Here is a 12,295-nt window from a genome sequence, read left to right as displayed (position 1 = left end):
ATCATGGATAACTGCCTGTCCCGTCTCGAACGGCTTGTTGAATGGCTGATGGCCCTGGCGCTGGCGGTGATGGTGGCGCTGGTGTTCGGCAACGTGGTGCTGCGCTACGTGTTCGATTCCGGCATCGCCGCCGCCGAGGAAGTGTCGCGGCTGATGTTCGTATGGCTGGTGTTTCTCGGCGCCATTCTCGCGGTGCGGCAGAACTCGCACCTCGGCGTGGAAATGGTGCAGGCGCGGCTGTCGCCGGCGTGGCGCCGCGGCTGTGCCGTGCTCAGCCATCTGCTGATGCTGTATGCGCTGTGGCTGTTCCTGCAAGGCAGCTGGAACCAGACCCTGATCGGGCTGGAAACCTACTCCACCGTACTCGGCTTCCCGATGGCGCTGTTCGCCGGCGCCGGGCTGCTGTGTGCCGTGGCCATGCTGCTGCTGATTGCGGCCAACCTTTACCGCATCGTCCGCCGTCACCCGCAAGCCCAAATCCCCGGCAGCCCGGACACCCACTCCTCCGGCCAGGACCTGTAAGGAATACACCATGACGATCGTGATTTTTCTGGCCGTGCTGTTTGCCTGCATGGCACTGGGCATGCCGGTGGCCTTTGCCCTGATGCTGACCGGCATCGCGCTGATGTTCCACCTCGACTTCTTCGACGCGCAGCTGGTGGCGCAGAACCTGCTGTCCGGCGCCGACAACTTTCCGCTGATGGCGGTGCCGTTCTTCATCCTCGCCGGCGAGCTGATGAACGCCGGCGGCATCTCGCGCCGCATCATCAATCTGGCGGTGGCCTTTGTCGGCCACATCCCCGGTGGCCTCGGCTTTGTCGCCATCGCCGCCTCGGTGTTGCTGGCCAGCCTGTCCGGCTCCGCCATCGCCGATACCGCGGCGCTGGCCACGCTGCTGATACCGATGATGCGCGACCACGGCTACCCGGTGGACCGCGCCTCCGGCCTGATCGCCTCCGGCGGCATCATCGCGCCGATCATCCCGCCCAGCATGCCGTTCATCATCTTCGGCGTGACCACCAACACCTCGATTACTGCGCTGTTCCTCGCCGGCATCGTGCCGGGGCTGCTGATGGGCGTCGGCCTGGTGCTGACCTGGCTGCTGGTGTCGCGCGGCATGAATGTCACGCCGCAACCGAAGCAGAGCTGGGCGCAGCGTCGCTACGCGCTGCGCGACGGGATCTGGGCGCTGATGCTGCCGGTGATCATCATCGGCGGCCTGAAGTTCGGCATCTTCACCCCGACCGAGGCGGCGGTGGTGGCGGCGATGTATTCGCTGCTGGTCAGCCTGCTGGTGTACCGCGAGCTGAAGCTGCCGGCGCTGCAGCCGGTATTCGTGCACGCCGCGCGCACCACCGCCACGGTGATGTTCCTGTGCGCCGCCGCGCTGGTGTCGTCGTACATGATCACGCTGGCCGATCTGCCGGCACAGATCGCCGAGATGCTGGGGCCGCTGATGGAGCAGCCGCGCCTGCTGATGGCCGCCATGATGGTGCTGCTGCTGGTGGTCGGCATCGTGATGGACCTGACCCCGACCATCCTGGTGCTGGGGCCGGTGATGATGCCGCTGGTGCAGCAGGCCGGCATCGACAGCACCTACTTTGGCGTGATGTTCGTGCTGGTCGGCTCCATCGGCCTGATCACGCCGCCGGTGTGCACCGTGCTCAACGTGGTGTGCGGCGTGGCCAAGATTTCGCTGGAAAGCGCCACCCGCGGCGTGTGGCCGTTCCTGCTGACCTACCTGCTGCTGCTCAGCCTGCTGGTGGCGGTGCCGGAAGTGGTCACCGTTCCCGCCCAGTTCTTCCGCTGAGCGCAAGCCAGCCCGATTACAGCTGTAACAACACAACCGAGGAGAGACTCATGAAAACACTGTTCAAACCGCTGCTGGCCTGCCTGATCACCGCCGGTGCCCTGGCCGCGCCGCAGGCGCTCGCCGCCGACATCAAGCCGCGCATCATCCGCTTTGGCTACGGCCTGGCGGAAGACAGCAACCAGGGCCGCGCGGTGAAGCTGTTTGCCGACGAAGTGGCCAAACGCTCCGGCGGCAAGCTGAAGGTGAAGGGCTTCGGCTCCGCCAGCCTCGGCAACGACGTGCAGATGCAGAACGCGCTGATCGGCGGCGCGCAGGAAATGATGGTCGGCTCCACCGCCACGCTGGTGGGGGTGGAAAAGGACTTCGGCGTCTACGACCTGCCGTTCCTGTTCGCCAACGAGAAGGAGGCCGATACCGTGCTGGACGGCCCGTTCGGGCAGAAGCTGATCGGCAGGCTGCCGGCCAAGGGCCTGGTCGGCCTGACCTACTGGGAAAACGGCTTTCGCAACGTGACCAACACCAAGCGCCCGATCACCCGCTTCGAGGACTTCCAGGGCATCAAGCTGCGCGTGATGCAGAACCCGGTGTACATCGACATGTTCAACAGCTTCGGCGCCAATGCCGTGCCGCTGGCCTTCGCCGAGCTGTTCACCGCGCTGGAAACCCGCGCCGTGGACGGCCAGGAAAACCCGGTCAACACCATCCAGTCCAGCAAGTTCTACGAAGTGCAGAAGTACCTGTCGGTGACCAAGCACGTGTACAGCCCATGGGTGATGACCGCCAGCAAGAAGTGGTGGGACGGCCTGTCCCGCGACGAGCAGAAGATCCTGCAGGACGCCGCGGTGGTGTCGCGCGCCTTCGAACGCAAAGATTCCCGCGCCGAGGCGATGCGCAGCGTGAAATTCCTGACCCAGCAGGGCATGAAGATCAACATGGTCAGCGACGCCGAGCTGAAGCGCATGCGCGACAAGGCCAAGCCGGCCTTCGACAAGTTTGCGGCCAACGGCGGCGCCGAGGTGCTGAAGGACCTGCAGGGGGCGCTGGGGCAGTTGCGCAAGTAAGTTCCCGTCTTCCCGTGGTGGCGCCGGCGTGCGCCGCCACGCCGCCTTTCCCCGCGCCGGCATCTGCCGGCGCTTCGTTTTGCCCACGCCCGCTCAAAGGTTGGCCGCAAGCACTGGCACGGGCAGCCGCCGCTGCTGCCGTCTGCCGGCGGCCGTGGCGGTGCATGGCTGGTGCCGCAGTGCGCATTCGCGCCGCTAGCGGCTCTCATCCCGTCTGCACGATTTCTCCCTCATCACCCTCCGTTCCCCGACATGGAATGAGTGCCGGCTGGCCGTGCCGGGCGCTTGTCGACGTGCCTGCTTCTCCGCGGGCGACTGGTTTCTGTCGCCGCTCCCTCGTTGGATCGTCTTTCTTTGCTGATAGCAGTTTTAATCGAAATGCATTCGCTGTTGCGAATCATTTTCATTTGTATTATTGTTATAAAAATTCATCCGCAGTTAAAGATCTCGCTTAACAAAAACAGGAAATCGCTCGCCATGCAGCCCCAGTCTCCCTTGTCTTTTGCCCATTCAAGCCCTTCGGTCGTCCCGACATCGTCCCTGCTCAAGCCGCTGGCTTTTGCCACGCGCCTGGCCCTCTCCGGGATGCTGGTGGCCGGGTTGGCTGGCCATGCCTACGCCGAAGAAGTCGCCGAGCTGCCGGCGGTGCAGGTCAGCGCGGACCTGTCCAGGGTGCTTTCCCGGCCTTATGCCGGCGGCCAGGTTGCCCGTGGAGGGCGCTTGGGCATGCTGGGTAATGCGGATGCGATGAAGTCGCCGTTCAGCATCAGCAGCTATACCTCGCAGGCGATACAGGACCAGCAGGCGGCAACGGTGGCCGATGTGCTGGCCAAGGATGCGTCCGTCCGCGCCAGCCAGACCGGAGGCGTGGTCGATTCGTTCTTCATCCGGGGGTTTCCGATTGGGGAGGGGAACCTGGGGGAAGTCGCACTCGATGGACTCTATGGTGTCGCCCCCAACTACCGGGTGTTCACCGAGTACGCCGAACGGGTCGAGGTGATCAAGGGGCCGGCCGCACTGCTGTACGGCATGTCGCCGAACAGTGGCGTCGGCGGCGTGATCAACGTGGTGCCAAAGCGGGCGCTCGCCCAGGACCTGACCCGGTTCACCGCCGACTACGCGTCGGATACGCAGGGGGGCGGGCATCTCGATGTCAGCCGGCGCTTCGGCACGGATGAGCAGTTCGGCGTGCGTTTCAACGGCAGCCACCACCAGGGTGATACAGCCGTGGACAAGCAGTCCCGCAAGGCGGATGTCGGAGCCTTGTCGCTCGACTATCAGGGCGAGCGCTTCAAGGCGACGCTGGACCTGATCAGTCAGCAGGAGGAGTTCGACGCGCCATCGCGGCCGTTTCTGGTCGCCGCCGGCGTCGCCGTGCCGTCGGCTCCGGACGGCCAGAACAACGTGACCCAGCAGTGGGCGTGGTCGAAGATCAACGACCGCTCGGCTATGTTGCGCACCGAATACGAGCTGAGCGACAAGCTGGCGCTGTTTGCCAATGTCGGCGCCGCCCACACGGAGGTGTCGCGCCTGTCCGATCAGACGCCGACGATCCTGAACGCCGCGGGCGATACCACGGCGACGCCGATGCACTTCAAGTTCGACATCGAGCGCTTCACGGCCGACGCGGGCGCGCGTGCCCGCTTCGATACCGGCCCGGTGCGTCATGCGGTCACCTTGCAAGCCAGCACCTACCGCGATCAGCTAGCGCGGGGTTCCACGAGCGGCACGGCCGTGCTGTCGAACATCTACTCGCCGGTAGATAGCCCGAGCCAGAACGTGAGCGCACCGTCCTTGGTGCCGAAGGTGTCCGAAACCACGCTGTCCGGCGTCGCCTTGGCCGACACGCTTTCCCTGCTCGACGAGCGTCTGCAGCTGATGGTGGGCATGCGCCGGCAGCAGGTCGAATCGGACAACTTCAACGCGACTACCGGCGCCGTGACGTCCTCCTACGACAAGAGTGCGGTGACGCCGTTGTTCGGCATCGTCTTCAAGCCATGGGAAAAGGTCTCTCTTTACGCCAACCGTATCGAAGGGCTGAGCAAGGGGGACATCGCACCGGCGACGGCATCCAACTCGGGGGAGGTGTTCGCACCGTACAAGTCGAAGCAGTACGAGGTCGGCGTGAAGATCGATCATGGTGGCCTGATGACCACGGTGAGCGCTTTCCAGATCACGAAGCCGAGCGGCCAGCTCACCAACGGCGTGTTCGCGGTTGACGCCGAGCAGCGCAACCGTGGTCTGGAACTCAATGTCGCCGGCGAAGTGGCGAAGTCGGTGCGGCTGTTTGCTGGCGTCACCGTGCTCGACGCCGAGCTGACCCAGACCAACAGCAGCACTACCCGCGGCAAAGAGCCGGTTGGCGTTCCATCGGTGCAGGCCAACCTGAATGCCGAGTGGGATACGCCGTGGCTGTCGGGGCTTACGCTGACGGGCGGCGTGGCCTATACGGGCAAGCAATACGTCAACCAGGCCAATACGCAAAGCCTGCCGTCTTGGACCAAGGTCGACGTCGGCACGCGCTATCGCACCAAGATCGACGGCAAGCCCACCACGTTCCGGGCCGGCGTTCAGAACGTGTTCAACCGCGATTACTGGTCGGGTGTGGCCTCCTACAGCACCCTCTCGCAAGGGGCGCCTCGCACGCTGCAGCTGTCCGCCACGGTGGACTTCTAAACCGGGTAGGGGAGGTCGACTATGCAAAGCAATACCCAACTCCCTGAAGCCGACACCAGGTGCCTGAAGGCGTGGGCGCCCGGTGCGCTCCGGCCCATCCTGGATCCGGCCGTCGCGGAAGTCGTGTACTCCTCGCCGCAGTCGCTGTTGGACATGGTCGGACGCTATGGCTCACCGCTCAATATCGTTTGGCCGCACATCCTGAAACAGAACGTCGAGGCGTTGCGCAGGGTGTTGCGTGCGCATCAGGTGCGCTACGACGTGTTTTACGGGGCCAAGGTCAATAAGTCGCAGGCGTTGGTGCGCGCCGCGGTGGAGGCCGGTATCGGTGTGGATGTGTCCAGCGTCTACGAGATGCGGGACGCCCTGCGTGCCGGTGTGGACCCAGCCAGACTGTGCGCTACCGGCCCGGCCAAGACCCGCGAATTCCACGCCGAGCTCATCGCCAACGCGGCGTTGATCTCGGTGGATTCGGCCGAGGAGCTGACGGATCTGGAAGCGTGCCTGCACAGGGCCGCCCATGGGAGCGTGGCGCGAGTGCTGCTGCGCTACCGGCCTGCAGCCTCGTCGGCAAGCCGCTTCGGCATGGGAGGGGATGAGCTGTTGCAGTGCCTGCGGCAGCTTTCAGAGCAGAAGCACCGGGTTGCCTTCGAGGGATTCCATTTTCATCTGGGTGGTTATGGTTTTGAGCCGCGTGCGCAGGCGGTGCGAGAACTGACCCGCTACGTCGAGACGGCGCGCGAGTTGGGGCTCGATCCGAAAATCATCGACATCGGCGGTGGCCTGCCGATCCGCTATGTCGATGCCGATGTCTACGAGGCATTCCTGCGTGCGCAGAGCGGCGACGACTACCGCACCGGCAAGGTGCCCGAGTCGTTTTACCCATACGGCGGGCGCATGGATGCCTGCGAGTGGCTGGACAAGCTGCTGGCGGCGCCTTGCGTGGATGGCTTGTCGATCGCCGGATACCTCAACACCCAGCAGCTGACTCTGGCGCTCGAACCGGGGCGCAGCCTGGCCGACCAGAGCGCCGTGTCGGTGTTCAGGGTCACCCGTGTCAAGCAACTGGCAAGCGGCAGACCGGTGGTCTTCGTCGAAGGCAGCAGCTTCAGTGCCTGCGAAACCTGGTTCGCTTCCGAATTCCTGGTCGATCCGGTCCTGATTTCCCGTGCCGCGGAGGAAAGAGCGGTGCGGGCCTACATCGCGGGCCACAGCTGCCTGGACGACGACGTGATCACCAACCGCCTGGTCGCTTTCAACACGATGCCGCAAGCCGGCGACCTCCTGGTGTACGCCAACACCGCCGGCTACCAGATGGACCTGCTGGAAAACGAGTTTCACCGCCACCCGATGCCGCGCCGCGTCGCCGTGATCTACGACGCGGCCGGTGCGCCGGTGGTTTCCCCTGACGATCGAATGGAGTAACGAGATGATTCTGAATAAAGTGACCGATCTGATCGGCAATACCCCGGTTCTGAGCATTTCCATTCCTGCCAAACATTCCAAGCTGCTGCTCAAGATCGAGAAGAACAACCCCGGTGGCAGCATCAAGGACCGCATGGCGCGCAATATGGTGATTGCGGCGCTCAAGGCGGGCCGCCTCAAGCCGGGTGGTGTGGTGGTGGAGTCCTCCTCCGGCAACACCGGCTGCGGACTGGCAATCGCCGCCATCGAATTCGGCCTGCGCTTTATCGCGGTGGTGGATCACCACGCCGCGCAGGACAAGATCGCGGTGATGCGCGCGCTCGGCGCCGAGATCCGCTACGTCGAAGGCAACTTCCGCGAGGACGAGGTGGCGGTGGTGGAGCGCCAGCGCCTGGCGGCCGAGCTTGCCAGCCAGATCCCCGGCGCGGTGTTCATGAACCAGTCGGACAATGCGGCCAACGCTGGCGGCTATTCCGACTTTGTGCGCGAGGTGATCGAAGAGGTGGGCGGCGTGGACGCCTACGTCGGCTGCGTCGGTACCGGTGGTTCGATGACCGGCATCGCGCGTGGCCTGAAAGTGCACAACCCGCACACCAAGACCATCGCGGTCGAGCCGGCCGGCTCCATCGTGTTCGGTCAGCCTGGCCATCCTTATTACCAATCCGGTACCGGCACGCCGGCCGGCGACACCGTCGGCCTGGTGCTCGACTACAGCTGCATCGATCTCGGCGTGCAGGTGTCCGATACGCAAGCGTTCGAAACCGCGCGCTTCATCGCCCAGCGTACCGGGCTGCTGGTGGGAGGCTCCACCGGCGGCGTGATCTACAAGGCACTGGAATTCATCCACAGCGGTTTGATCGGCGGCAACGTGGTGGCGGCGGTAGCGGACGGTGGCGAGAAATACCTGCACACCGTGTACAACGAGAGCTGGCTGCAGGAGCGCGGTCTGCTCGACCCGCAAATCTGGGCGCAACTGGACGACTGGCTGAGCCAGGACGGTATCGAGGGTGCGCAGCCGACCCTGCTGCAACGGAGCGCCGCATGATGGCTCAGCTCAACGTCGTCATTTGCGGTGGCGGTCGCACCGGCCATCTGAGCGCGGTGCTGTTCAAGCAACTACCCGGCATCCGGGTGTCGCTGCTCACGAACAACCGGGAAGTGATCGAGCGCCACGCCCACGCCGGCATCAGCGCGCTGCTGCCGGAAGGCGGAACGCTGTCGGCGCACCTGGACGTCGTATCGAGCGACCCGGATGAGGCCCTGGCCGACGCCGACGTGGTGATCATCACCGTGCCGGCGCAGGCCCGGCCGGCGCTGTTGCACGCGATAGCCGGCAGCCTGCCCAAGCACAAGCCGGTGTACGTCGGGGCGATTCCGGGTTTCTGCGGTTTCGACTGGCTGGCCGAGAAGGCGCTGGCGGCGCGGCCCAACGCGGTGATCTGGGGCATGAAGGACGTGCCGCATACCGCCTACGCGCTGCAGCCCGGTGTTTCGGTCGCGATGGGCGGGGCCAAGAGCACGCTGTACGTCGGCACGCACGAGCGTGAAAGCGGACCGGCGCGTCAGGCGCTGCTGGCGCACCTGCAGCGCCTGTACGCGGCGCCGGTGGAACTGCTCGCGCACTACCTGGAAATCACGCTGACCCCCGGCAATCCGATCATGCATCCGTCGGTGGTCTACGGCCTGATCGGGCCGTATGCGCAGTGGCACGACAAGCCGTTCGCCGAACCCCTGTGCTGGTGGACCGACTGCCCGGAACTGGGCGCGTATTTCCTCGAGCGCTGCGACGAGGAGAGCCAGCTGTTGTGCAAGGCGGTCGAGCAGCGCCTGGGCGTGGACATGTCGTCGGTGCTGCCGCTCAAGCAGGAAATCGTCGCAGCCTATCAGGAACAGATCCGCGATCCCCGCACCATGCTGTCGGTGCTGCGCACCAATCAGGCCTACGACTCTATCCAGGCGCCGATGATGAAAACCGTGGACGGCTACGTGATCGACAAGGAAAACCGCGCCTTCCACGAAGACGTCGCGTTCGGCCTGGCGGTACTGGTCGAGATGGGACGACGCCTGGACCTCAAACTGTCGCACATCGAAGAAATCTTCAACTGGAACGTGGCCTACATGGGAGGCCTGCGCAGCTCCGCGCTCGACTATTTTCCGCAAACCTGGCCGGCCTGATACCTATGAAAACCAATCTGAAACGACTGCAAACCGACAACGCCTTCCACGCCGAACACGAAGCCACCGCACTACGCAACGCCGAGCGCAATGCACTGCGCCGCGTGGTGCGCTGCCTGTTCGCCGAGAAGATCATCGACAAGGACATGCTGGTGTTCGCCCCGCACGGGCAGGGCGCCTGGCTACCGCTGTGGCAGCGGATGGCGCTGGTTTATTTCGAGGACCTGCACGCGGCACCGGCCAACACCTTCATCAACCACGGCGCCATCACCCTGATCGAACACAAGGGCGCGCACATGGCGATCGAGACGGCGGCGCAACTGATCGACATCCTGCGCGAGAGTTTCGACTTCGCGCCCAGCGACGACGGTGTGGCCGGATTGAAAGCCGACATGGCCAACAGTGTTGCGAACGACGCCCTGGCGCGCATCTACCGTGAGGCGTGGAATGCCGAACTGGCCGAGCGCATTGCCGCGACCGGTGCCAAGGGGTTCGCCGACTATCTGCGCCGGCATGCCGCGACCGGCGAAGCGGCGGTGCTGCTCGATCAATGGGGCTCGCTTGAGGGGCACCCGTTCTACCCGACCTGGAAATCCAAGCCGGACCTGAACCCGGAGCAAGTGGCGGCGCTGTCGCCCGAATTCAACGCCACGGTTTCCGTGCGCATCGCCGCGCTGCACGCGGATCACGCTTACCTTGAGCGAATGCCGCACGTGCCTGGCTATCACGACTGGTTTGCCGAGCAGTTCCCGACATTGTGGGCCGACTGGAAAGCGGGTCTGAACGCCAGACGATTGAACGAGGCCGACTGGCTACCGCTGCCGATCCACTCCTGGCACCTCGACCATTTCGTGCGCCTAGAGTACGCCGCCGAGATCGAGGAGGGCATCCTGATTCTGGAGGGTCCCGATGTCGAAACGCGTCCGACCATGTCGTTCCGCACCATGATGCCCCAGCTGCAGGGCACGGTACCGTTCATCAAGTTGCCGATGGCGCTGTGGCTGACCAGCGAACAGCGCAGCCTGCAGGCCAAGTCGATCCACATGGGGCCGCGCATCAGCGCCCTGATCCAGCGCATCCTGGCTGCCGAAAACGGCTTCGGCCACACCCTCGAGATCTTCCCGGAAGAGGTGGCGCTCCATTACAAGCACGCGGTGAAACAGGAAGATCGCTCCGGCCGCCACCTGTCTGTCGCGTATCGCGCCAGCAAGGAAGCGTTCGACCGCAATGACGGCCTGTTGCCGATCACCGTGGCGGCCTTGCTGACCGACGGGCCGGCTAGCGGCCGCCCGCTCATTACCGAGCTGATCGAGCGCGCCGGGGCGGCAGATGACCCGGCCTTGGCGGTGGAAGCCTATTTCCGCCACTATGCGCGCGTGGTTACCCGGCCGGTGCTGAGCATCTACCTGCTGTACGGCATTGCGCTCGAGGCGCATCAGCAGAACACTTCGGTGCTGTTCGATGCGGACGGCATGCCCAGGAGCTTGCTCATTCGCGACTTTGGCGATGGCCGTACTTACGCACCGCTGCTGAATGCGCGCGGTTATGAACTGAAGCCTTACGTGCATCCGGGGATTTTGCCGACCGTGTTCAGCGACGATATCGAGCCGGTACGCACGTTCGTGGTGGATGCATGCTTCGTCTGCCATCTGCACGAAGTGGCCTTGCTGCTGACGCGTCAATACTCGCTGGCCCCGACGCGCTTGTGGGAAGTCCTGCGTGAAGAAACAGAAGCCGCGTTCGACGCCATCCGGGCGCGTGTCGAACCGGAACTGTGGCTGCGCGAGCGTACGGCCTTCCTGGAGCAACCGTGGTCCACCCGTTCGGTGCTGCGCATGCACTTGCTCAAGTACGCCGACTACCGGCTGCAGCATGAGCTGCCCAATCCGCTGCGGATGGCTTGAGCCATGTCGAATGTTGTCGCACCGGGGCCGGCGTCGCGTCTGGTCCACCTGCTGTTCGTGATTCAACTGGTGTCGATGGGGGCCATGGAGATGAGCGGCCCGTTCTGGCCGCTGCACCTGAAGGCGCTCAGCACCGCCAGTTGGGAGTTCGGCTTTGCGGGGGTCGCCGTCTACGTCGGACCGATGCTCGGCATCGTGCTCACCAGTGCGTTCTGGGGCCGGGTCGGCGACCGTTTCGGCCACAAGCTGATGATGATCCGCGCCTTGCTCGGCCTCGCGCTGACCCAGTTGGCACTGGCCTACGCGCAGGATGTGTGGACCATTCTGGCCTTGCGCTTCGTGCAGGGGGCCTGCGCCGGCTTCATCGCGCCAGCACAGGCCTATGGCGTCAGTATCGAGTCGCCGGCGCGCCGGGCGCGCCTGTTCGCCTATCTGCAGGTATCCACCAACGTCGGGTCGCTGGCCGGTGCGGTGATGGGTGGCCTGATCCTGGACCATGCCAATTTCCGCTGGATCAACATCGGTGCCGCCGTGCTGTGCGCCGCCTGCGCCGCCGCCGTGGCGCTGCTGCTGCCTAGCGTGGCGCCGGTCGCCAGGGCCGTACCTGCTACCACCACGGCGCCGGCCGACCTTTCCTCCGCGTGGCGTCGCGCGCCGATCGCCGGGCTGCTGGTGGTGACCGGCATCCTGCTGGTCAGTCGCATGATCACCCAGACGCCGTTCTCGCTGTACGTGAGTTCGGTGTTCGGGGTGAGCAACTGGCAGGTGGGCTTGTGCTATGGCCTGCTGGCGCTCGGTTTCGTCGTGTCCGCCTCGCTGTGGGCGCGCTACTTCGAGCACGCCAGCTTGCCGTTGGCGCTGCGCCGCATCGGCCATGTGGCGATGGCCTGCGCGGTGTTGACGGCTGCCGCCGGCATCACGCGCGACATCGGAGCCTTCTTTGCCATCCACTTTGCCTGGGGCGTGCTGCTTGGCGCGACCACGCCGGTGCTGATGGCGCTGATTTCCAGGTCGGCCGGCAGCCTGGGGCAGGGCTACGTGCTCGGGGTGGCGCAGAGCACCGCGCAGTTCTCGTCGATCACCGGCATCGCGCTGGGCGGCTGGCTGACGCAGAGCTTCGGGCTGCAATACACCTACTTCTATGTGGCGGCGTGCTATCTGCTGGCCGTGGCGGCGGTGCTGCTGGTGCGGAAGGAACGCATGCCCGCGCCTCAGCAGCAGGGCGCGTAGCCGCTCGTTCT

9 protein-coding genes are annotated in these 12,295 nt (G+C 64.9%); all 9 read left to right on the top strand.

The genetic code is table 11. The annotated features are described in order from the left end of the window. Nucleotides 1-3 precede the first annotated feature (3 nt). Entirely contained in the window at nt 4-522 is a 519-nt protein-coding gene (locus IE100_RS10790) for a TRAP transporter small permease (RefSeq protein WP_229800336.1), read from the top strand. A gap of 10 nt (nt 523-532) precedes the next feature. Next, a complete protein-coding gene (locus IE100_RS10785) occupies nt 533-1,810 on the top strand; it encodes a TRAP transporter large permease (protein ID WP_189374086.1) in 1,278 nt (425 codons plus the stop codon). A 50-nt stretch (nt 1,811-1,860) separates the two neighbouring features. After that, nucleotides 1,861-2,874 carry a TRAP transporter substrate-binding protein gene (locus IE100_RS10780; protein WP_189374084.1) on the top strand — a complete coding sequence of 338 codons (1,014 nt, stop codon included), beginning with the start codon at nt 1,861-1,863 and terminating at the stop codon, nt 2,872-2,874. A 378-nt stretch (nt 2,875-3,252) separates the two neighbouring features. Then, on the top strand, nt 3,253-5,550 hold the full coding sequence (locus IE100_RS10775; protein WP_189374083.1) for a TonB-dependent receptor: 2,298 nt from the start codon (nt 3,253-3,255) through the stop codon (nt 5,548-5,550). Between the two features lie 21 nt (nt 5,551-5,571). Further along, complete coding sequence (locus IE100_RS10770) at nt 5,572-6,975, top strand: Y4yA family PLP-dependent enzyme (protein ID WP_189374082.1); 1,404 nt, start codon at nt 5,572-5,574, stop codon at nt 6,973-6,975. A gap of 4 nt (nt 6,976-6,979) precedes the next feature. Then, nucleotides 6,980-8,020 (top strand): PLP-dependent cysteine synthase family protein, encoded by a 1,041-nt coding sequence (locus tag IE100_RS10765; RefSeq protein WP_189374081.1) that lies wholly within the window; start codon nt 6,980-6,982, stop codon nt 8,018-8,020. Next, on the top strand, nt 8,017-9,150 hold the full coding sequence (locus IE100_RS10760) for an NAD/NADP-dependent octopine/nopaline dehydrogenase family protein (RefSeq protein ID WP_229800335.1): 1,134 nt from the start codon (nt 8,017-8,019) through the stop codon (nt 9,148-9,150). Before IE100_RS10765 ends, IE100_RS10760 begins: the two co-directional genes overlap by 4 nt. A gap of 5 nt (nt 9,151-9,155) precedes the next feature. Beyond that, nucleotides 9,156-11,054 carry an IucA/IucC family protein gene (locus IE100_RS10755; RefSeq protein ID WP_189374080.1) on the top strand — a complete coding sequence of 633 codons (1,899 nt, stop codon included), beginning with the start codon at nt 9,156-9,158 and terminating at the stop codon, nt 11,052-11,054. A 3-nt stretch (nt 11,055-11,057) separates the two neighbouring features. Beyond that, a complete protein-coding gene (locus IE100_RS10750; protein WP_189374079.1) occupies nt 11,058-12,284 on the top strand; it encodes an MFS transporter in 1,227 nt (408 codons plus the stop codon). The last annotated feature ends 11 nt before the right edge of the window (nt 12,285-12,295 follow it).

The organism is Vogesella alkaliphila, assembly GCF_014652475.1.
GTDB classification, from domain to species: Bacteria; Pseudomonadota; Gammaproteobacteria; order Burkholderiales; family Chromobacteriaceae; genus Vogesella; species Vogesella alkaliphila.
This window is presented reverse-complemented; position numbering and strand designations above follow the sequence as displayed.